Below are 21,284 nucleotides of genomic sequence, written 5' to 3'. Positions count from 1 at the left end.
ATGTTCGAAAAGATATTGATCGCCAATCGCGGCGAAATCGCCTGCCGGATCATCCGCACGGCGCGCCGCATGGGAATCAAAACCGTCGCGGTTTTTTCCGATGCCGACGCAAACGCCCGCCATGTGCGTCTCGCCGACGAAGCCGTCCACATCGGCCCGGCGCCGGCGCGCGACTCTTATCTCGCCATAGAAAACATCATCGCGGCGGCGAAACGCACGGACGCGCAGGCCATCCATCCCGGCTACGGGTTTCTGTCCGAGAACGAGGCCTTTTGCCGCGCTTGCGCGGAGGCCGGCATTGTCTTCATCGGCCCGCCCGTCGAGGCGATCCGCGCCATGGGCTCCAAATCGGAAGCCAAAAAACTGATGGAGGCCGCCGGCGTGCCGCTCACGCCGGGCTATCACGGCGACGACCAGTCTCCCGAGCGTCTGCTCAAGGAGGCCGACGCGATCGGCTACCCCGTCCTGATCAAGGCGGCGGCGGGCGGCGGCGGCAAGGGTATGCGCCGCGTGGACACGCGCGAGGATTTTCTGGCCGAACTCGCCTCCTGCCAGCGCGAAGCTCTGTCCGCCTTCGGCGACGCCCATGTGCTGATCGAGCGATATGTCGTCCGACCGCGCCATGTCGAAGTTCAGGTGTTCGGCGACACGCACGGCACCTGCGTCCACCTGTTCGAGCGCGATTGTTCGGTGCAGCGCCGCCATCAAAAGGTGCTGGAGGAGGCGCCGGCGCCCGGGCTGACCGGCAAGCGTCGCGGGGAGATGGGGCGCGCCGCGCTCGAAGCCGCCCGCGCGATAAAATATGTCGGCGCGGGCACGGTGGAGTTCATCCTGGCGCCGGACGGCGCCTTCTATTTCATGGAGATGAACACCCGCCTCCAGGTCGAGCACCCGGTCACAGAAATGATCACCGGCCTCGATCTCGTCGAGTGGCAATTGCGAGTCGCCGCTGGCGAGCCCCTGCCGCTCAAGCAGGACCAACTCGCCTTCCGTGGCCATGCGCTCGAAGCCCGAATCTATGCCGAAGACCCTTCAAAAGGCTTCTTGCCATCCATCGGGAAGTTGCTGTTCCTGAGCATGCCGGCCGATGGCGCCCATGTGCGCGTCGACGCGGGCGTGGACGAGGGCGACGTGATCAGCCCCCACTATGATCCGATGATTGCAAAACTGATCGTCTGGGATGAAACGCGCGAAAAGGCGCTCTCCCGCATGCGCGCCGCGTTGGCGGATTTTCAAATCGCCGGCGTCGCCAGCAACATCGGCTTTCTCTCGCGGCTCGTCGCCTGCGGCGCCTTCGCGCAAGCTAATCTCGACACCGCACTCATCGAGCGCGAGAGCGCCGTCTTGTTCCCGCCCGAGGCTCCGCCGCCGGACGAAGTCTTTTTCCTTGCGGCGCTGACGCAGATTTTGGGCGAGCAAGGAGTCAAGGGCTGCGGCCGACATGACGGCTGGCGCCTGAACGGGGCTTTTTCGCGCGCGATGGCCTTCCGCTGCGGCGAGTTCGAAAACACCGTCGAAGCGACCTATCTCGTCGAAATCTACCGGTTTGCGTTGGGCAAGCGTTCGGTGAGCGCGCGGGGACGCCTGACGGGCAAAATGATCGCTGCCGAATTCGACGGCCAGCATGTTCAAGCCGTCGTCGTGGCCGCCTGCGGCGCACTCAACATTTTCTTGGACGGCGCAGCGCACAAGCTTGAAAAACTCGATCCGCTCGACGTCGCGGCGGAGGGCGGCTCCGGCCATGGCGGCCTGCTCGCGCCCATGCCTGGCCGTATCATCACTCTGCTGGTCGAGCCGGGCGAAAAAGTCGAGAAAGGCGCGCCGCTGCTGATTCTCGAAGCGATGAAGATGGAGCACAAGCTCACCGCGCCCGCGACCGGCGCCGTCAGGGCGTTTTATTGCGTGATTGACGATCAGGTCGCCGAAGGAGCGGAATTGATCGATTTCGAGCCGGAGACCATCTAGATTTCAGTCAGAGCGCGAACAGCGCCGCCGGGGGAGAAAGAAGTGATCGAACTGAGCCTTGTGAAGGGGCGGATCGACGTTCCGCTGGTCGAGAGCACGATCGGCGCTTTTTTCGACGAAGCCTGCGAAAGACACGCCGACGAACTTGCTCTCATCTCCCAGCATCAGAATGTGCGCCTGACCTATGCGCAATTGCGCGAAAAGGTCGACGCCCTCGCCTGCGGCTTGCTGCGCCTGGGGCTGCAAAAAGGCGACCGCTTGGCGATCTGGTCTCCCAACACTATGGAATGGACGCTCACCCAATTCGCCACGGCCAAGACGGGTCTGATCCTGGTCAATATCAACCCCGCTTACCGGCGCGCGGAGCTGGATTATGCGCTGAAAAAAGTTGGCTGCAAGGCTCTGATTCTGTCGCCCGCTTTCAAGTCCAGCGACTATCTCGCCATGATCGCGGAACTGGCGCCGGAGGCCGCGACGAGCGATCCCCAAAGGCTCGAACTGGCGGGATTGCCGAGCCTAAGACTGCTGATCCGGCTCGGCGCGGACAAAACGCCGGGCATGCTCAATTTCGACGATTTTCTGGTCCCGCCCGCGGCGGAGGAGCTTTCGGCCCTTCAGGCGCTTGGCGCGGGACTGAAGCCTACGGACCCGATCAATATCCAGTTCACATCGGGAACGACAGGCCATCCCAAGGGCTCAACCCTCACGCATCGCAACATCCTCAACAACGGCCGTTTTGTCGGCGACGCCATTCGCCTGAAAGCCGGCGAAAAGCTGTGTATCCCCGTGCCGCTCTACCATTGCTTCGGCATGGTCATGGGCAATCTCGGCTGTCTGACCCACGGCGCGGCCATGGTCTATCCCGCCGAAGTTTTTGAGCCGCTCGCGGTCTTGAAAGCCGTACAGGAGGAGCGCTGCGCCGGCCTTTTCGGCGTGCCCACCATGTTCATCGCCGTCCTCGAACATCCCGATTTCCAAAAATTTGATGTTTCGAGCTTGCGCACCGGCATAATGGCCGGCAGCCCCTGTCCGATTGAGGTGATGAAACGCGTCATCGACCAGTTGCATATGCGCGAAGTCACCATCGCCTATGGCATGACCGAGACCTCGCCGGTTTCGTTTCAAAGCGGCCACGACGATCCGATCGAGCGGCGCGTCTCCACAGTTGGCCGGGTGCAGCCGCATTGCGAGGTGAAGATTGTCGACGGCGAGGGCAATATCGTTCCGCGCGGCGTCGCGGGCGAATTGTGCACGCGCGGCTATTCAGTGATGCACGGCTATTGGGACGATCCCGCCCGCACCGTCGAGGCCATCGACAAGGAGGGCTGGATGCACACCGGCGACCTCGCCACCCTGGACGACGAGGGGTTTTGCAACATCGTCGGCCGCATCAAGGACATGGTCATCCGCGGCGGCGAAAACGTCTATCCGCGCGAGATCGAGGAGTTTTTGTACAGCCATCCCGAAATCGCCGACGTGCAGGTGGTCGGCGTGCCCGATCACAAATACGGGGAGGAGTTGTGCGCCTGGATCATTCCGCGCGAAGGCTCTGAAATCACCGAGGACGATGTGCGCGCCTTCTGCCGCGACCAGATCGCCCATTACAAGATCCCGCGCTACATAAGATTCGTCGACGCTTTCCCAATGACGGTGACCGGAAAGATCCAGAAATTCTTGATCCGCCAGCATATGAAAGAGGAATTGGGCCTGACGGACGAAAAGACCGCGTGAGGGGCGTCATGGAGCGCGTGAAAATCGTCGAGGTCGGGCCGCGCGACGGCTTGCAGAACGAGGTGCAGGCGGTCCCGACGGCGACAAAACTGGAGTTGATCGCGCGCCTCGTCGCGGCGGGGTGCCAAACCATCGAGGCCACGGCTTTCGTTTCGCCCAAATGGGTTCCGCAAATGGCCGACCATGACGCCGTGCTGCGTGCCCTGAAGCACGATGGCGTCTCCTATCCGGTCTTGATTCCCAATCTCAAGGGTTTTGAGGCGGCGCTGGCGGCCGGCGCGCGCGAAGTCGCCGTGTTCGCCGCCGCATCCGAAACGTTCAGCCAAAAAAACATCAACTGCTCCATGGAGGAATCGCTCGCGCGTTTCGCGCCAGTGATGGAGGCCGCCCAGCGATCAAATATGAAGGTGCGCGGCTACGTCTCCTGCGCGCTCGGCTGCCCCTATGAAGGAGACATTTCGCCGCAAGCCGTGGCGGCGGTCGCGCGCGCCCTGGCTGACATGGGCTGTTACGAGATCAGCCTCGGCGACACGGTCGGCCTCGGCGTCCCGAACCGAGTGAAGACGCTGATCGCCTGCGTTGCGGAAACAATTCCCGTGCAAAAACTCGCGGGGCATTTCCACGACACCTATGGCATGGGCGCGGCGAACGCCTGGGCCGCCTATGAGGCGGGGGTGCGCGTGTTCGACGGCTCCGTGGCGGGATTGGGCGGATGTCCCTATGCGAAGGGCGCATCCGGCAATGTCGCGACGGAGGATTTGGTCTGGATGTTCGCGCGGTCGGGCGTGGAAACCGGAATCAATCTGCAAATTCTGGTCGAATGCGCCATGTGGATCAGCGGCCAGCTCGGACGGGCGCCCTCGCGCGTCGCGCAAGCGATGTCCGCGCGAGGGGCGGGCTGAGGCGAAGGCGCGGAAACCCGAAGCCTTCTCGGCGGTTTATCCCGCAGGCGGATAAGCCGCCGGTCGGAGGTCGCGGTGAACATCGCTTTTTCGGCTCGGGCCGACGCCCGTTTTCTCTACGGCACGGAGGCCCTCGCCCTGCTTCCGATCCTGCAGCGCCAGCGCGACCGCGCGGCCGGCTTGAACACCGCCGGCTTCATTTCGGGCTATCGCGGCTCGCCGCTCGGCGCGCTCGATCAAATTCTCTGGCGGCGCAAGGCGGAGCTTGGCGCCGAAAACGTGCATTTCGAGCCAGGCCTCAACGAAGACCTCGCCGCCACCGCCGTCTGGGGCTCGCAGCAGGTCAACCTATTCGGGGGCGCGCTTTACGACGGGGTTTTTGGTCTGTGGTATGGCAAAGGCCCGGGCGTCGACCGCTCCATGGACGTTTTCAAGCACGCCAATGCGGCGGGAAGCTCACGGTTTGGCGGGGTGCTCGCGGTCGCCGGCGACGATCACGCCGCGCGTTCTTCCACTCTGCCGCACCAGAGCGAACACATGTTCGCCGCCGCGATGATCCCCGTGCTGAACCCGTCGAGCGTGCAGGAAATCCTCGATTTCGGCCTGCACGGCTGGGCGATGTCGCGCTATTCTGGCTGTTGGGTGGCGCTCAAGGCCACAGCCGACACGGTCGAAAGCTATGCGAGCGTCAGCGTCGATCCGTTTCGCATTCGAAGCGTCATTCCCAAAAATTTCGCGCTGCCGCCGGACGGACTGAACATCCGCTGGCCGGACCCGCCGCTGGCGCAGGAGTTGCGGCTGCAACACGCCAAAGTCTATGCGGCCATGGCTTACGCGCGAGCCAACGGCCTGGACCGGCTCATCTTCGGCAGCCCGCGCGCCCGGCTCGGAATCGTCGCCACCGGCAAAAGTTATCTCGACGTGCGGCAGGCGCTGGACGACCTCGGCATCGACGCCGCCCGCGCAGAAACGATCGGGCTGCGGCTCTACAAGGTCGGGATGAACTGGCCGCTCGATGCCGAGGGCATGCGCGCGTTCGCCGAGGGCCTCGACGAAATTCTCGTTGTCGAGGAGAAGCGCCAGCTCATCGAATACCAGCTCAAGGAGCATCTTTACAATTGGCGCGACGACGTGCGCCCGCGCGTGATCGGCAAATATGCCGATGCCGACGAATGGGAAGCGCCGTTGCGCGACTGGCAATTGCCGGCGGCGGGGGAACTGACGCCGACGCTGATCGCAAAAGTCATTGTTGACCGCATCGCGCGTTTCTGCACCGACGAGACCCTTGAAAACCGCCTGGCGCTGCTGCTCGCCAACGAGGCGCGCGCGCTCAAAACCCTGCCGGTGCGACAGCCGCATTATTGCTCCGGCTGCCCGCACAGCCGTTCCACGACGCAATTGCCGGAAGGGAGCAGGGCGATGGCCGGCATCGGCTGCCATTACATGGCGACCTGGATCGACGCGGAGCACACCCAAACCTTTTCGCAAATGGGCGGCGAGGGCGCCGCCTGGATCGGGCAGGCGCCTTTCACCAAGACAAAGCATGTGTTCGCCAATCTTGGCGACGGCACCTATCAGCACTCGGGCCTGCTGGCGATCCGCGCCGCCGTGGCGGCGGGCCGGGCGATCACCTACAAGATCCTTTACAATGACGCGGTCGCCATGACCGGCGGCCAGAGGGTGGAGGGCGCGCTCACGGTCCCGATGATGGCGCGTCAACTGCTGGCCGAGAGGGTCGCGCGCGTGGTCGTGGTCACCGACGAACCACGAAAATATGCCGGCGTTGATCTGCCGCGCGAGGTCGATGTACGCGACCGCCGCGACCTGCTGCCGGTCGAGCGCGTCTTGCGCGACATTCCGGCGGTCACCGCGCTCATTTACGACCAGACCTGCGCTGCAGAAAAACGTCGCCGCCGGAAGCGCGGGTCCTTGCCCGATCCCGCGATTCGCGCCTTCATCAACACCCGCGTCTGCGAAAATTGCGGCGACTGCTCGACGCAGTCGAACTGCATGTCGGTGGTCCCCGTCGAAACCGAATTCGGGCGCAAGCGGCGCATCGACCAGTCCGCCTGCAACAAGGATTTTTCCTGCGTCGAAGGCTTTTGTCCGAGCTTTGTGACTGTCCACGGCGGCGAATTGCGCAAGGCGCGATCCGGCGATCTCGATTGGATCGAAAACTTGCCCGATCCCGCGCCGGCGCCGCTCGACGGCCCCTGCAGCATCCTGATCGCCGGGGTCGGCGGCACGGGCGTGGTGACGCTCGGCGCCTTGATCGGCGCGGCGGCGGCGCTGGAGGGCAAGAATGTCACCGCCCTCGACATGGCGGGCCTCGCGCAAAAGGGCGGGCCGGTGACCACGCACATCCGCATCGCGCCGGCCGGCGTCGATTTGCACGCCACCCGCATCGCCTCCGGCGAGGCGGCGGTCCTCATCGCCTGCGACCTCGTCACCGCCGCCTCGCCCGACATCATTTTCAAGCTGCGACCCGACCTCACCCGCGCCGTGGTCAACAACGACTTTTCCATCACCAGCGAATTCGTGCGCACCTTCGCCGCGCAGGCGCGCACCGGCGACCTCGACGCTTATCCCGACTCGGTTTATCCGCAAGCGGAGATGGAAGCGGTTCTGGCGCAGGCCTGTGGTCCCGGCCGCACCCAATTTCTGCCGGCCGCCCGGCTCGCGACGAAGTTTTTGGGCGATGCGATGGCGACCAACCCGTTCCTGCTCGGTTTCGCCACGCAAATGGGATTGCTGCCGCTGTCGGTCGCGTCGATCCTGCGCGCCATCGAAGATCACGGCGTCGCTGTCGCGCAGAACCGGCTCGCCTTCCAATGGGGACGCCGCGCCGCGCATGATCCTGGCGCCACGCTTCAGGCGGCGGACCTCGCGGTGCGCCGCGCGCCCCTCGCCGAGCGATCCCTGCAGGAAATGCTCGCGGCGCTCGCCGCCGAACTGCGCGCCTATCAAGACGCAGCCTATGCCAGTCGTTTCCTTGCCCAGGTGGCGGAGATAGCGGCGGCGGAGCAGCGCATTGATGCGAAAAGCGAACGGCTGGCCCGCGCCTATGCGCTCGGGCTCCACAAGCTGATGGCGGTCAAGGACGAATACGAGGTGGCCCGGCTTTTCACGCAGCCGACCTTCATGGAACAACTGCGCGAAACGTTCGACGGCGACTTCAGCGTAAAATTCCATCTTGCGCCCCCGATTGCCGGCGCCAAGCGGAAAGTCCGGCTCGGCTCCTGGGCGCTGCCGGCGTTGCGGGCGCTGGCGAATCTCCGCTTCCTGCGCGGGACCTGGTTCGACCCGTTCCGCCACGGGACCGACCGCAAACTCGAACGCGCATGGCTGCGCGACTACGAGACTCTTATGCGCACGGTAGCGACGCGTCTCACCGCGGCCACTCTCGACATTGCGGTCGAGCTGGCCGCGCTGCCGGAGCGCATTCGCGGTTTTGGCGACGTGAAAGCGCGTTACGCCGCACAGACGCGCAAGCGTATGGCGTCGCTGCTGAAGCGTTTCGACGAGACCGCCGGCGCGGCGGAGTCAAAGAGGATGGCGCCCACGCGCGCCGAGGCAACTTAGCGCAATTTGTTCGTGGGCAAGGACAGGCGACAGGTTTCGACGAGATTGGCAACCTGATCCGCTGCGAGAGGAATCTCCGGGAACCGCTGCTTCTTTCTGCCATTCCTCGCCGCGCTGCCGGCGCCCGCCCTTGCTCAGGAGCACGCGGAATATGCCGGCTAGAGCTTTTTCACGTTTCATGCAAACATGAAAAAGCTCTAGAGTCTTGTTTTGACGCATTGTCTTCACGCGAACCGGCGTCCACTTCGCTTGAAACGGATACTCTAGCGGCGCGCGACCTTGGCTTTCGCCGTCGGCTGGGCCGGGGCGCTGATGAGAAACTCATCCATCGCGCGCCCGGCCTTCATCGCCGCCGCCAGCCAGCGCGGCAGCTTGCCGCGACCGGACCAGGTTTCGGATGTCTCGGGGTTCCGATAGCGCGGGATCACCACCGGATATGCGCGGCGCGACCTGCCGGGGAGCGCCGCCGCCGTGTCGCGGATTGTTTCCGCGCCGCGGTTGAGAATGGCCAGACGTTTCTCCAGCTCCCGTTTCTCTTCCAGGATGCGGGAGGACAGCATCGCGCTGATTTCTTCGTGGAGCGACCAGAGCTCGTTCACGGACATGGAGGTGAAGTCGAATTTTTCCGCCACCATATTTCCCTCGTGGCTTGCCGATTATTCCGTCGGTCGAGCTACGTTTTAAATGCGCGCGTCGAACTTAATCCTAGCAAGCCGCGGTCCGGGTCGCCACTCATTTTCTCAAATCATTAATGCGGACGCGCATTTTTCTGTGAATTTTGGGATGCGCGCGCCTTATGTCCGAAGAAGTAAATGCAACCCCTTGTTTAAAAAAAGAGTTGATCTGACCGGCCCAGTGGCAGGGGCTGGGCGGCGGAAGGCGCGCCGTGATACGGTTTCCGAAGGATCAGTTCGGAAATCGTATTCCGCTCGCGCGGAAATCCGCCCTTCGCCTGAAGGATTTCCGCGCGATTTCGTTTTCGCGGATCGCGAAGCGATCTTGCGGAAACCGTATGAGACGCCGCACACCGATTTCTCCAGGACTCGTATGACCGTGACCGGAATGGGGCAATCGCGGCGGCGCGGATCACGACAAACTCAGGAACATCGTTTAATTTGAAATAATTCCGTATATTTAATTATATAATATAATATAATATAATATAAATTAAAATAAGAAGAATTTATAATCCATGGAAGCCGAACTCTTGGTCAGGGCCTCGGGCTCAAGCGCGGTCGATGCGGTCGTTCCCCTTCAATTTGCGAGACCCCTATGCGCATTTCCGACATCGAAGAGATGGGCTTCGAGGAGCTTTGGCGTTTGCATGAGGACCTCGCACGGGTCCTCGCGGAAAAAATCGAGATGCGCTCGCCTTGTTGCCGCCGGATTGTTCGGCAACTACACTGTGGCCAAGATTGTCGAGACCCCGCATGAAATACCTCGCGCCGCTCGTTGCATTGCTATGCGCGCCAGCCCAGGCGCAAGAATTTCTACCGTTTTTCGCCAATGACGCGACCCTGTCCGTCAAGGCGCCGTGGAACACCCGCGACGACGAATCGCGCCGCTGGGAAGGCCTGACCATGGGAACGGAAGTTTTTGCCGGTTCCGGGCTCGGCAAGGGCGGACGCGGCGGCTTCGGCGGCGCCTTCAACGTCGGTTATTCCAAGGAATTCAGCAACAATGTCGTGGTCGGCGTCGGCGCGACGGCGGGCTATGCGCCGTCCTTCAGCACCTACTGGCCGCGAGGGTACAATTTCGGGCTCGCCAACGTGACGGTCGGCTATGACATGGGCCGGTTCATGCCCTATGTCACCGTCGGCCTGGGCACGGCGAACGCCAACCCTTACGGCGCGGGCTGGCAGGGCCTCGACAGCGTCAACGGCTTGTTCGGATCGAACAATGCGACGCTCGCCACGGTCGGCGCGGGTTTCACTTACGAGGTCAACGAGCACCTGCGCATCGGCGCGGAATTCAACGCCGTCCAGGTTCGCGGCGCCGGATTCGGCCCGGCGATGATCCCCATACCGGGCCCGCTGCCTTAAGTCTGACTTCCGCGTCGTCGCGCGCCCGCCTATAAGCGCGCCATGACCGTCCAAGCTCGCACCCTCGACATTTCCGTCCTCGCCGAAAGACTGCGTGGCGGCGACCGCGCCGCCCTGGCGCGCGCCATCACACTGGTCGAAAGCGTGAAGCCCGAACACCAGGCGCAATCCCGCGAGCTCGTGCAGATGCTCCTGCCCGACACCGGGAAGGCGATGCGCGTCGGCATCACCGGCGTTCCCGGCGTCGGCAAATCCACCACCATCGACACGCTCGGCTATAATCTCGTCCAGGCCGGCCGGAAAGTCGCGGTTCTCGCCGTCGATCCGTCCTCGACCCGCACCGGCGGTTCGATCCTTGGCGACAAAACCCGCATGGTCAGGCTGTCAGCGGAGCGCAACGCCTTCATCCGGCCGTCGCCGTCTTCTGGCACGCTCGGCGGCGTCGCCGCGAAAACGCGCGAAACCATGCTGTTGTGCGAGGCGGCGGGTTTTGACGTCGTGATCGTCGAAACCGTGGGCATCGGCCAGTCGGAAACGACGGTGGCCGACATGACCGATTTCTTCCTGGTGCTGATGCTTCCGGGCGCAGGCGACGAATTGCAGGGCATCAAAAAGGGCGTGCTGGAAATCGCCGACATGATCGCCGTCAACAAGTCGGAAGGCGAGGGGCGCAATCGGGCGGTGGCGGCGGCCGGGGAGTATCGCGCGGCGCTGCACATCATGCAGCCGGCCTCGGCCAACTGGTCGCCTCCCGTCGTGCTGATTTCCGGCCTCGACAATATCGGGCTGGACGACATGTGGGCCAAAGTCGTCGAGCACCGCAGCTGTTTCGAGGCGTCCGGCGAATTCGCGCAAAAGCGCCGGGCGCAACAGGTCAAGTGGATGTGGACCATGCTGGAGGAGCGCCTGCACAGCCGGTTGCGCAGGGACCCCCAGGTCAAGGCCCGCCTGCAAGCACTCGAAGCGCGGGTGGCCGAGGGCGCGCTGTCGCCAACGCTCGCGGTCGAGGATATTTCCGCGTTGCTTGGCTTATGAGCCGCAAATCGCTCCTGGTTGCGGGTTTTGGCGCCTTTCCGGGCCACCGGATCAATCCGGCGCAAGTCGCGACCGAGGCCCTCGCCCGCAGGCGCGCGGCCTTCGCGCTGTCCGGCATCGACCTGCACACCGCGGTTCTGCCGGTCGAGCATGCGGAATTGCCCCCGCGCCTGACAAGACTGTTCGCGGAAACCTCGCCCGAAGCCGTCCTGCTGCTGGGCGTGGCGGCGCGCCGTAAAACCCTTTCCATCGAGACGCGCGCGAAAAATCGCGTCACCCTTTTGCGCGCGGACGCCGCCAGGCAGTTGCCGTGGAGTTGCGAGATCGTTCATGGCGCCCCGCACTGTTTCGCAAGCCCCGCGCCCGCCGAACGACTGGCGGCGGCGGCGCGCGCTTGCGGCGTTCCAGCCAAAACCTCCCGGGACGCCGGCGCCTATCTCTGCAATGAAGCCTATTATCTGTCGCTGCTGATGGACCGCCGCGCCGTCTTCGTCCATTTGCCCGACTGGCGGCGCGCGGAACTCGTGCGCGCCCTGCCGGCGCTCGAAAGCGTGGCCAAGGCGCTGACGTTCATGCAAGACTGAAGGGGAGGGGGCGCCGATGGAGCTGGATCTGACGATCGCCGCGATCGAGATTGTCTGGCTGACTCTCATGCTGGCCGGCGACGGCGGCATGTCGCTGGCGCTGGCGACGCGCGCCCTGCCTGAGGGACGCCGCCGCCTGGGCGTCAATCTTGGCGGCCTGCTGCTCATGGCGATGCGCGCGGCCATTCTCGTGGCCGCGCTCGCCTGCGCTTCTCTTCCGGGTTTCGGCTTTCTTTGCGCCGTCGCGCTGATTTTCGGCGCCTGGCTCACGGCGCGACGTGGCGAAGCCGGGCAAAAGGTTCTGCGACCTTCCATCGGCGGGCTTGGCCCGCTGCTGCTGGCGGTTGCGGCGCAGGACGCCTCGGCCGCCTTGACCAACATGCTGGCGGCGCAGGCGGCGGCGCAGGGGAGTCATCCCCTGGCGTGGCTCGGCCTCGCGCTGTCGCTCCCCATGCTGGCGCTGGGCGCCTCGCCCGCTGTCCAGCTGCTGCGCAGGCCGCCGTTGATCTGGGTCGGCGTCCTCCTGCTCGGCTGGCTCGCCGGGCGATCCGCCGCCGCCGATTCGGCGCTCGCGTTCACGGCCATGCCGCCGGAGTTGATGCGCGATCTTGCGCCCCCCATGGGAGCGACGCTGTCGGCTCTGGTGGTTTACATTTATCTGCGTCGTGAGACATTCCAACGTTTGCCTGAAGAAGACTAGGAGGCTCCCATGTCGCGCCAAATTGCTTTCATCACTGCGCTGTTGCTCGCTGTTTCCCCCGCGCTGGCGGGTGGGGTGGAGGTTTCGCAGCCCTGGAGCCGCGCGACGGTGCGCGGCGCGAGCGTCGCCGCCGGCTATATGACGATCGACAACCAGGGCGGCGCCGCGGACACCTTGAAAGGCGGCGTCACCGACCGTGCGGAGCGCGTCGAGATCCACCAGTCCCGCGAGGAGGGCGGGATCATGACCATGCGCGCCGTTCCCAAGGGAGTCGAAATCAAGCCGGGCAAACAGCTGGTGCTGAAACCCGGCGGCTATCATCTGATGATCATCGGCCTGAAATCGGCGTTCCTGCCTGGCGAAACCGTGCACGTGACGCTGCAGTTCGAAAAGGCGGGCGATGTGGGGGCCGATCTGAAGGTGGTCGGCTTCGGCGCCAACGGCCCCGAGGGGACCAAACCTGCGGAGAAATAGGTCGCGAGCTACTGCGGCCTGGGCCGATCGAAGAAATGGGCCGGGGCGACGCCGAGCGCACGGGCGATCCGCTGGAGATGTTCGGCGCGCGCGCGTTTTCGCCCCGCTTCATAGTCGTCGATGAGGGCCTGCGCGACCTGCGCGACCTCAGCCAGTTGGTCGCGCGTCATGTCGCGCTGAAGACGCCGACGACGTATCGCGCGGCCGACCATTTGATCGATCGCGTTTCCGGTCCGGTCGCGGTCTCGCGTGAGCGCATGGGAGGGAAGGTGAAGGCGCGTCATTCCGGCTGAGGCGGGAACGTTTCGACACGGTCTCCATTGATGAGACCCTTTTCGGGGACGTCGAAATGAATGCCAGTTTCAACCTCGTAAATCGAGATTTCGTCGCTCGGCATGAAGCGGACGAAGGCGCTCGCCTGTTCCGCCGCCGCCGCGAACGTGGGCAGGCGCGAAAGAGGATAACCGCCGGCGCAGACAACGAATTTTTCGGCACGTTTTTCTTTGGCGGACGACGCGTGTTCTGCGAAACTGCAATCGCGCATGCTTCCAGATCCCTTTTTGTCTTCCGCCGGAAATGATCACGGGAGGGTTCGGCGCGCCTCTCCCATTTGGCAGAGGACGGGCCTCCGCCGACTCAGCTCCGGCTGCGCTGAATTGTCGCAGGTTAAGGGGTTTGCATGTCAATTTGCTGACGGAAAAATTGCGGCTCGTTTGAACAGGCCGCGAAGGGAACGCAATGGGCGAGCTCAACCATGCCGAATTGCGTGCGGCGGCGAACGATGTTCTCCAGGCGGTGATCCTCGGCCACGAACTCGGCGCCCCCCTGCAAAACCTGGCTTCGGCGGGCCGATCCTTTGGCGGCGGCTTCATTCACACCACGAGCAGCGATTTTCTTGCGACTCCGAGCGTGGCCCTCGCCGAGGTTTACGATCAATTCCGGTCAGGGATTGTCCCGACGGACTACGTCGGTCTGATCCTCAATGAGCTTCCTGCGCCCGCATTCGAACGGGATCTCGATCCGTCAAGCGCGTCCTGCGTGAAGAATGCGTTCTATCAGGAGTTTTGCCGGCCGAATGAAATGGTCCGCGGCGTCAGGATCAGGTTGCTGGCGTCTTCATCCGGCTATTATCGCTTCAATTTCTTCCGCGGCGCGCGTGACGCCGCTTTCGGCTCCGACGAGCTTCGGCATTTTGACGCCATTGCGCCTTTTCTGGATGCGGCGGCTTCCATTTGCCAGACGCATTTCGAAAAGCAGACCGGGGTTCATGCGAGCCTGTTCCTGGAGCGCGACCTTCCGGCGTTCGCGCTCGCGCGCGACGGAAGCGTCGTGGACGCCAATGAACCCGCGCAGGGCGTCATCCCCGATCTGCTCGACATTGTCCGCGCACGATTGACCTCGCGCCTCGCCAACGAACAGAAGCGGATCAATGCGGCGATTCAATCCGCCTGTGGACGCGGGTCCCCGGCGATCGTTCGGATCAGCGGCTCGATCCTGTTTCCGAATCCCCTGCTCGTGGCTGTTCCCGTCGATGGTCCCGCGCGCGACGTGTTCGCGCGGACCGCGGCCTTCGCCGTCGTGGTCGATGTCACCCGAAAAGTCGTCGCGGGCCCGCGGACCCTCGGCCTCCTGGCCTCGTCCCTGTCTCTGACCGGCCGCGAAAGCGATGTGGTCGGTCTTGTCGCCGCCGGGCACAGTCTCCACCAGGCGGCGACATGTCTCGACATCGGGATCGGAACGGCGCGCGGCCACCTCAAGGCGGCCATGCAAAAAGCAGGGGTTCACAGCCAGGTCGAGCTTGCGGCCCTCGTGGCCAAACTCGACGGCCTCTTGCCATAGGGGAGCTGCGCCGTTCGCGACGGCGCGGCCCGATTTCACGACGCATCCACGGCCGCGATCATCCGATAGTGTCGCGCCAACGCGGAAAGCCCCCGGCGCAGGATGAACAGCGCGACGGCGCCGGCCATCTTGGCGTCGCGATACGCGCCGATCTCCCGTCCGACATCGACGATTTCGCGGTCCTCCAGCACAATGGCGGCGACGGCTGAGCGGAAATCCTCGGGGATCGCGTCGCGCGCGGCCCAAAATCGTTGCAGCGCGTCGAGTTGCGACTCGCTGCGCCACAGGGCGCCTGGCGCGTAATCCGTGGCCACCTCCCGCGTCGGGTCCAGCGAATGCAGCGGGTCCAGCCCGGAGCGAAAGTACATGTGCCGGTATTTTTCGCCCGCCAGTCCCAGCGCCCAGTTGCGCGCCTTGTCGTCGCGGTCGAGTTGCCCCCGGTCGCGCAACCGCGCCAGCGGCCCGTCGTCGATGCGCAGGCGGACGAAATCCACCGCCACCGCCTCGAACGTGTCCCCGCGCGCCACCTCCACCACTTCTGAAAAGCGCTCCACATGCGCCGTTTCGCCGGCGTGCAAGAGCCGTTCGACGCTGGGCCCTTCCGGGGCGCGGTAGCCGGAGCGATGAAACGCCTTTAGCATTTTGCGCGCCGCCTCTCCCGTCTCGTCGAGACAGGAGAGTTTCGGCAGCGACACCTTGGACTTGCGTGGTCTGGCCATGGCGGGATCCCTCAGGGCGCTGCGAATTCGGTGAGGGTCAGGGCCAGCTCGCCGCCGAGCCCGCCATAGCTGACCGAAAACCGATCCGGCGACAGCCCGTGGGTGATCACCCGGCACCGCGTCAGCAGTTCAATCAGCGGCCGCTCCAGCACACCGAAGTGGCGGGTGCGCGCGGTGCGGGGCGCCAGGATTTCGAGCGCGTAGGCCCCGGACATCCGTCCCGGCTTTTGCGAAATCACCCGCCGCGCCGCCTCGTCCAGCCATTGTTCGAAGGCTTCGGAGCGCACATAGGTCGAGCCGCTGTGCACATAGAGCTGCGCGGCGGAGGGCGGCGGCGGCGCCTTGACCTCGATTTTGCGCGCAACCGGGCGCGGCTCGGCGGCGAGCCCGAAACGCCCGGTCTTGGGCGCGGCCGGTCGCGGCTTGGCCTTTTCGACTGTCACGGGCCGGGCGCCGGGGCGCGGCGTGAACACATTTGTGGCGGAAAGGGCGAAACTGCTGAACGGGACGATATTTGTCATGGAGGAACTCGTGGTGGGGAACGCGCCTTGCAACGGCTGGTAGAACATAATAAGAACGAAGTTGTGGCGTCAATGGGAATTTGCCCACTTGCTGCCTTAACGTAAATATGGGAATAATCCCATCATGGACGACCAGTGGAAAAGCCGGCTCGAAGCCGAGATGGCGCGCCAGGGCCTCGACATGAAGGCCCTCTCCGTGCGCGCCGGGCTGGGCGAAACCTATGTCCGCGATGCGCTCAGGCGTGGGCGCGGCGGTTCGCTGCCCGCGCTCAACAAGCTCGCCGGCGCCCTGGGGCGCTCGCTCGACTGGCTCATCGCCGGCAAGGGCGAGACCGCGCATGAGCCGCCGACCACCCGCCGCTTCGACACCAGCGTCGAGCGCCGCGTCGTCGACAACAAGGAGACGCAAGCCTCGACCATTTTCGAGGTGGACGTCCGCGCCGGCGCCGGCGGCGGCGGCGTCCCCATCGAGGCCTACGTCCATGACGCGCACGGCAATTCCTACGCCGCGGCGGCAGTGGCCGCCGAGTGGACCCTGCCGGAAACCATTGTTCAGGGCGTGCTGCACTCCGCCCCGCGCCACATCCGCGTCTTCGAGGTGATCGGCGATTCCATGGAGCCGCGCCTGTACGAGGGCGACCGCGTCTTCATCGACCTGCGCTACACCATTCCCAGCCCGGAGGGCATTTTCGCCCTCTGGGACGGCTACGGCCTGGTAATCAAGCGTCTGCAGATCGTGATGGGCTCGGACCCGATGCGCGTCCGCATCATTTCCGTCAATTCCTCCTATGCGCCTTATGAAGCGGGCGCCGACGAAATCCGCATTGTCGGCCGCTTCTCCGGCCGCTTCACGGTCAACTGAGCACCGGGCCGTCATGGCCGGGTTTGTCTCGGCCCTCCACGCCAAGGCATTGCTTTAGCTCGATAAAACGAACTATATGCCCATCCTCTCTCAAAAAAATGGGCTAAATCCCAAAAAATCCCATTTTGCCCATTGACGGGTCGACTGACTTCCGCTACAAATATCCATGTTGAAGATTTGCGCCCGGCGCCGCCTCGTCCCCAAACGAAGCGAGCCGGGCTTTGCTTTGCCCGGAGCCTTCGGGCCGAGGCGGGGCGGGAAATGGATGGACCATGGCGTCGGCTCCGCGCGGCAAAACGATCAGGAATAGGCAGGAGGCGCAAGCCCAGGATCACCCCCTCGACCGCGTCAACCGCGACCTCGCCATTCTCAATATGCGCCTCCACGGCCTCACCTTTTTCGAGATTTCCAGAAAGCTTCCGGAAGCGGGCTTCAAGCGCGTGTCGGTGAGCCGCGTTTACGCCATCGTCGCCAAGGCGCTGCGTTCAAACCCGCACGCCCCGGCCCGCGACCTGCGCGACCTCGAACTGATGCGCCTCGACCAGTTGCAGGCCGCTCACTACAAGCAGGCTCTCAAAGGCGACGCCACCGCCGCCCAGCGCGTGCTGGCCATCATCGATCGTCGTGCAAAGCTGCTCGGCCTCGACGCCAGCCTTGAAGCCGAAACCTCACTCGAAGACGCGCGGAAAACCTTGATCCAGAAACTGGAGCATCTCGCGCGCGGCCAAAGCCAAAAGGCCAAAGACGCGAACCGTTGAGTTTGCGCCATGCGTCCCCTCCCAACGCATGCGCGCGAGCTGGCGCGCCTCACCTCTCGTGAGCGCGCCAGCTTCTTTTCCCACCTCAACGCGGATGAACTGGAATCGCTCAAAACCCTGTGGCCGTTTTGGGCGCGTCCGGAGCAGCTCATCCCCGAAGGCGATTGGGTCTATTGGCTTCCGCTCGCCGGTCGCGGCTGGGGCAAAACGAGGACCGGGGCCGAAACCGTGCGCCAATGGGCGCGCGACTTCGCCATGGTCAACCTGATCGGCGCGACCGCCGATGATGTGCGCGACGTAATGGTAGAAGGCGAATCCGGCGTGCTGGCGTCCTGCCCGCGCGACGAGCGCCCTCGCTACGTCGCGCACAGACGCAGGCTGGAATGGCCAAACGGCGGCAAGAGTCTGTTGTTCTCCGCCGAGGAGCCGGAGCGCCTGCGCGGCAAGCAGCATCAAAAACTGTGGTGCGATGAAATCGCGGCCTGGCGCTATCCCGAGGCCTGGGATCAGGCGGTCTTCGGGCTGCGCCTGGGGACAAGACCGCAAGCCATCCTCACCACCACGCCGCGCCCGACAAAACTCATGCGCGATCTTCTGGCCGATCCGCTCACCTATTACACCCGCCACTCTACCTTCGAAAACGTCGGCAACCTCGCCGAAAATTTTCTCAACCGCGTGGTGCGCAAATACGAGGGCACGCGCTTGGGCCGCCAGGAGCTGCACGCCGAAATGCTCATGGATGTCCCCGGCGCGCTCTGGACCCGCGCCCTGCTCGAACAGGCGCAAATCGGCTGCCAAAACCCTCATCCTGAGGAGCCGCTGCAAGCGGCGTCTCGAAGGACGAAACTCACCCGCATTGTTGTCGCAGTCGATCCGCCCGCCACCTCCGGGGAGAACGCCGACGAATGCGGGATGATCGTGGCGGGTCTCGATGAGACCCGCCACGTGCGCATCCTCGCCGATCTCTCCCGCCAGGGCGAAACCCCTCTCGCCTGGGCCACTCGCGCCGTCGAGGCCTACAAGACTTTCGAAGCCGATTGCATCGTCGCCGAGGTCAACAACGGCGGCGAGATGATCGAAACGCTGCTGCGCCAGATCGACGCCAACATCCCGTATCGCGCCGTGCGCGCCAGCAGAGGCAAATTCGCCCGCGCCGAGCCGGTCGCCGCCCTCTATGAACAGGGCCGCGTCAAACATTGCGGGGTTTTTGCCCGCCTCGAAGACCAGATGTGCGCCATGACCCCCGATTTTGATCGGGCGCGAAACGGCTATTCCCCCGACCGCGTCGACGCCCTGGTCTGGGCGGTCACCGCCCTGGCGCTCAGCCAGGAAAGCGGCGACGCTGTTTTTGAATTTTACCGCACCATGGCGGGAAAGCAGAGCGGCTTGGGATGATCTCGCCGCTCTGAAGAAGCCCTCATCCTGAGGAGCCCGCGTGAGCGGGCGTCTCGAAGGATGAGGGCGGCCCACGCATCCGCGCATGTCGAGCGCGTCGAGCGACTCAATACCTGGAGACTCCCATGACCGAACGCGGCGCGGGCTTGCCACGCTGGTCCCTTTCGCCTGCGGAATTTTCCGCCCGCGCCAGCGCGAGCGCCCAGGCGCCCGACGACTGGTTCGGCCCCTCCACTCCCATCAATCCCGGCGCCCCGAGCGACGTCGCCGGCCGCCAGTGGGATTTCCCGGCCGGGTACAACCTTTCCGCGCGCGCGAGAGGGTATGAGCCCATCTCCTTCGCCGACCTTCGCGCGCTCGCCGACGCCTACGACCTGCTGCGCCTTGTCATCGAGACGCGCAAAGATCAGGTCGAGCGCATGAACTGGACCATTCGCGCCAAACCCGGCCGCCACGCCGACCCCGCCGAAATCGCCCGCGTCGAAACTTTTTTGCAGAGCCCCGACGGCGCACACGACTGGAACGCCTGGCTGCGCATGATCCTCGAAGATTTGTTCGTCATCGACGCCCCCGCGCTCTGGTGCGAGCGCGACCGCGCCGGCAATTTGTTGGGCCTGCACCCGCTCGACGGCGCCACCATCAAACCCGTCCTCGATTTCTGGGGCCGCACCCCGCGCCCCTTCAAGCAGGGTGGCAAACAAGTCCACCCCGTTGCCTACCAGCAAATTTTAAAGGGCTTGCCGGCGGTCGACTACACCGCGCGCGACATCATCTATCGCCCGCGCAACCTGCGTAGCCACCGCGCCTACGGTTTTTCCCCCGTCGAACAAATCATCGCCACGGTCAACATCGGCATCAAGCGCCAGCTGCACCAACTCAACTACTACACCGAGGGCAACATCCCCGAGAGCCTGATCGGCGTGCCCGACAGCTGGACCCCCGACCAGATCAAGAACTTTCAGGATTATTGGGACCTCTATTTCGACGGCGATCTCGCGAGGCGCCGGCGCGCGAAATTCGTCCCCGGCGGCGTCGCCAAGACGTTTATACAGACCCGCGAACCCGAGCTGAAAAACGCGTTTGACGAGTGGATCGCCCGAGTCGTCTGCTTCGCCTTTTCGGTGTCGCCACAACCCTTCATCAACCAGATGAATCGCTCGACCAGCGAGACGCAGACGCAAATGTCCAACGAGGAGGGCCTGCAACCCATCCTCGCCTGGATCAAGCGCCTCTGCGACGCCATCATCACGCAACTCGGCGCCCAAAACCTCGAATTCGCCTGGCGCACGGACGCCGTGATCGACCCCACGGTCCAGCGAGAAAATTTGGTGGCTCTGGTCAACGCCGGGATGATGACCCGCCGCCGCGCCGCCGAAATCTTGGGCGAAACCCTTCCCAACGACCCCATGGCCGATGTGCTAACAGTCACGACCGGGCAGGGTGTGGCGCGGCTCAGCAAAGATGCGGTTGCGAGCGACGGCGAAAAAAAAAAGAACTCTGACGACATCGTCGGAGCCTGCATGCTCGATAAGTTCAGCGATTCTCAACCGCGCGACAACCACGGAACGTGGATGGACGCCAACGGAAACTCGACTTTGCCGGGAGAACAGAACGATAAGAACACATCAGGCAAGCAGCCACACTCACAATCCCCATCGCCACGAAGACCTGGAGCGAAGCTGGAGAATGCTGCCACTCATGTGAACCCAAAAACGATCAGAAAAACTGCGGGTTTATAATTGATGCCGTGGCGGCCCGGTTGAGAGGCACAAATGCCAAGGCTGTCGCCAAGACCGGCCTTGACGGTAGTTGGGCTGAAATCGAAGATCGCTTCAACACGAAGATAGGTTGGGGGAAGAGCATTGATGACGCCTACGGGGCCGCGAAGTCAGCCGGCGACGGCGCAATGGCAATTGTGGGAATCAAATACTCGAATAACGCTGGATCTCATGTTGTAATCATCGCGAACGATCACGGAAAAGTCGGTATCGTGGAAGGCCAGAACTGGAAGCCAGGACAAAACGCCGGTGTCATTTATGACGCGAAAGCTGCAAATCTCCGCTACAATTCAGACGGAAAGAGCGAAATCGGCGTTGGCGTGATCCCAAGGGACAAGTGAGAAGAGATGGCGCGCGGAACACTCACTACTCCGTTGGTGGCATGCCTGATCTACCT

20 protein-coding genes are annotated in these 21,284 nt (G+C 63.9%); 16 read left to right on the top strand and 4 right to left on the bottom strand.

Going from position 1 to position 21,284, the window contains the following annotated elements:
• The 4 genes from GJ654_RS10120 to GJ654_RS10105 all read left to right on the top strand — a co-directional run bounded on the left by GJ654_RS10120 (window position 1) and on the right by GJ654_RS10105 (window position 8,180).
• Window positions 1-1,965 (top strand): acetyl/propionyl/methylcrotonyl-CoA carboxylase subunit alpha, encoded by a 1,965-nt coding sequence (locus GJ654_RS10120; protein WP_155446035.1) that lies wholly within the window; start codon window positions 1-3, stop codon window positions 1,963-1,965.
• A 42-nt stretch (window positions 1,966-2,007) separates the two neighbouring features.
• A complete protein-coding gene (locus GJ654_RS10115; protein WP_264586222.1) occupies window positions 2,008-3,696 on the top strand; it encodes an AMP-binding protein in 1,689 nt (562 codons plus the stop codon).
• An 8-nt stretch (window positions 3,697-3,704) separates the two neighbouring features.
• Complete coding sequence (locus tag GJ654_RS10110) at window positions 3,705-4,598, top strand: hydroxymethylglutaryl-CoA lyase (protein ID WP_155446034.1); 894 nt, start codon at window positions 3,705-3,707, stop codon at window positions 4,596-4,598.
• Between the two features lie 75 nt (window positions 4,599-4,673).
• Window positions 4,674-8,180 carry an indolepyruvate ferredoxin oxidoreductase family protein gene (locus tag GJ654_RS10105; RefSeq protein ID WP_264586221.1) on the top strand — a complete coding sequence of 1,169 codons (3,507 nt, stop codon included), beginning with the start codon at window positions 4,674-4,676 and terminating at the stop codon, window positions 8,178-8,180.
• A 263-nt stretch (window positions 8,181-8,443) separates the two neighbouring features.
• On the opposite strand, the gene GJ654_RS10100 is transcribed toward GJ654_RS10105, so the two are convergent.
• Window positions 8,444-8,815, bottom strand: a complete 372-nt coding sequence (locus GJ654_RS10100; protein ID WP_155446033.1) for an H-NS family nucleoid-associated regulatory protein — start codon at window positions 8,813-8,815, stop codon at window positions 8,444-8,446.
• 795 nt (window positions 8,816-9,610) lie between these two features.
• Between GJ654_RS10100 and GJ654_RS10095 the strand changes: the two genes are divergently transcribed.
• The 5 genes from GJ654_RS10095 to GJ654_RS10075 are packed head-to-tail and all read left to right on the top strand — an operon-like array spanning window position 9,611 to window position 13,015.
• Window positions 9,611-10,222: an outer membrane protein gene (locus GJ654_RS10095; protein ID WP_155446032.1), complete on the top strand. Its 612-nt coding sequence runs from the start codon at window positions 9,611-9,613 to the stop codon at window positions 10,220-10,222.
• Between the two features lie 42 nt (window positions 10,223-10,264).
• Complete coding sequence (gene meaB / locus GJ654_RS10090; protein WP_155446031.1) at window positions 10,265-11,257, top strand: methylmalonyl Co-A mutase-associated GTPase MeaB; 993 nt, start codon at window positions 10,265-10,267, stop codon at window positions 11,255-11,257.
• Window positions 11,254-11,841 carry a pyroglutamyl-peptidase I gene (locus GJ654_RS10085; protein ID WP_155446030.1) on the top strand — a complete coding sequence of 196 codons (588 nt, stop codon included), beginning with the start codon at window positions 11,254-11,256 and terminating at the stop codon, window positions 11,839-11,841. Before meaB ends, GJ654_RS10085 begins: the two co-directional genes overlap by 4 nt.
• Window positions 11,842-11,857: 16 nt before the next feature.
• Window positions 11,858-12,541: a TerC family protein gene (locus GJ654_RS10080; protein ID WP_155446029.1), complete on the top strand. Its 684-nt coding sequence runs from the start codon at window positions 11,858-11,860 to the stop codon at window positions 12,539-12,541.
• Window positions 12,542-12,550: 9 nt separating this feature from the next.
• Window positions 12,551-13,015 (top strand): copper chaperone PCu(A)C, encoded by a 465-nt coding sequence (locus GJ654_RS10075; RefSeq protein WP_155446028.1) that lies wholly within the window; start codon window positions 12,551-12,553, stop codon window positions 13,013-13,015.
• Window positions 13,016-13,023: 8 nt separating this feature from the next.
• Here GJ654_RS10075 and GJ654_RS21685 read toward each other — a convergent pair whose 3' ends face one another.
• Window positions 13,024-13,185: a helix-turn-helix domain-containing protein gene (locus tag GJ654_RS21685; protein ID WP_196305501.1), complete on the bottom strand. Its 162-nt coding sequence runs from the start codon at window positions 13,183-13,185 to the stop codon at window positions 13,024-13,026.
• Window positions 13,186-13,364: 179 nt separating this feature from the next.
• Here GJ654_RS21685 and GJ654_RS10065 point away from each other — a divergent pair, with 179 nt between their 5' ends.
• Both GJ654_RS10065 and GJ654_RS10060 read left to right on the top strand, forming a co-directional pair.
• On the top strand, window positions 13,365-13,595 hold the full coding sequence (locus tag GJ654_RS10065; protein ID WP_155446026.1) for a hypothetical protein: 231 nt from the start codon (window positions 13,365-13,367) through the stop codon (window positions 13,593-13,595).
• 158 nt (window positions 13,596-13,753) lie between these two features.
• Window positions 13,754-14,854: a helix-turn-helix transcriptional regulator gene (locus GJ654_RS10060; protein WP_155446025.1), complete on the top strand. Its 1,101-nt coding sequence runs from the start codon at window positions 13,754-13,756 to the stop codon at window positions 14,852-14,854.
• Between the two features lie 35 nt (window positions 14,855-14,889).
• Here the strand turns inward: GJ654_RS10060 and GJ654_RS10055 are convergent, their stop codons facing one another.
• Window positions 14,890-15,573, bottom strand: coding sequence for a hypothetical protein (locus tag GJ654_RS10055; RefSeq protein WP_155446024.1), 684 nt, complete (start codon window positions 15,571-15,573; stop codon window positions 14,890-14,892).
• 11 nt (window positions 15,574-15,584) lie between these two features.
• On the bottom strand, window positions 15,585-16,094 hold the full coding sequence (locus GJ654_RS10050) for a hypothetical protein (protein ID WP_155446023.1): 510 nt from the start codon (window positions 16,092-16,094) through the stop codon (window positions 15,585-15,587).
• Between the two features lie 124 nt (window positions 16,095-16,218).
• On the opposite strand from GJ654_RS10050, the gene GJ654_RS10045 reads away from it, so the two are divergent.
• From GJ654_RS10045 to GJ654_RS10025, 5 genes are all read left to right on the top strand, one after another.
• Window positions 16,219-16,956: a LexA family transcriptional regulator gene (locus GJ654_RS10045; protein ID WP_155446022.1), complete on the top strand. Its 738-nt coding sequence runs from the start codon at window positions 16,219-16,221 to the stop codon at window positions 16,954-16,956.
• 272 nt (window positions 16,957-17,228) lie between these two features.
• Window positions 17,229-17,714: a hypothetical protein gene (locus GJ654_RS10040; protein WP_155446021.1), complete on the top strand. Its 486-nt coding sequence runs from the start codon at window positions 17,229-17,231 to the stop codon at window positions 17,712-17,714.
• Window positions 17,715-17,723: 9 nt separating this feature from the next.
• Window positions 17,724-19,109: a DNA-packaging protein gene (locus GJ654_RS10035; protein WP_155446020.1), complete on the top strand. Its 1,386-nt coding sequence runs from the start codon at window positions 17,724-17,726 to the stop codon at window positions 19,107-19,109.
• A 125-nt stretch (window positions 19,110-19,234) separates the two neighbouring features.
• A complete protein-coding gene (locus GJ654_RS10030; protein WP_155446019.1) occupies window positions 19,235-20,848 on the top strand; it encodes a phage portal protein in 1,614 nt (537 codons plus the stop codon).
• Between the two features lie 8 nt (window positions 20,849-20,856).
• A complete protein-coding gene (locus tag GJ654_RS10025) occupies window positions 20,857-21,228 on the top strand; it encodes a toxin glutamine deamidase domain-containing protein (RefSeq protein WP_155446018.1) in 372 nt (123 codons plus the stop codon).
• The last annotated feature ends 56 nt before the right edge of the window (window positions 21,229-21,284 follow it).

This window comes from Rhodoblastus acidophilus (assembly GCF_009720655.1).
GTDB lineage: Bacteria > Pseudomonadota > Alphaproteobacteria > Rhizobiales > Beijerinckiaceae > Rhodoblastus > Rhodoblastus acidophilus_A.
The sequence above is the reverse complement of the archived record's forward strand: the minus strand, read 5'-3'. Positions and strand labels throughout refer to the sequence as shown.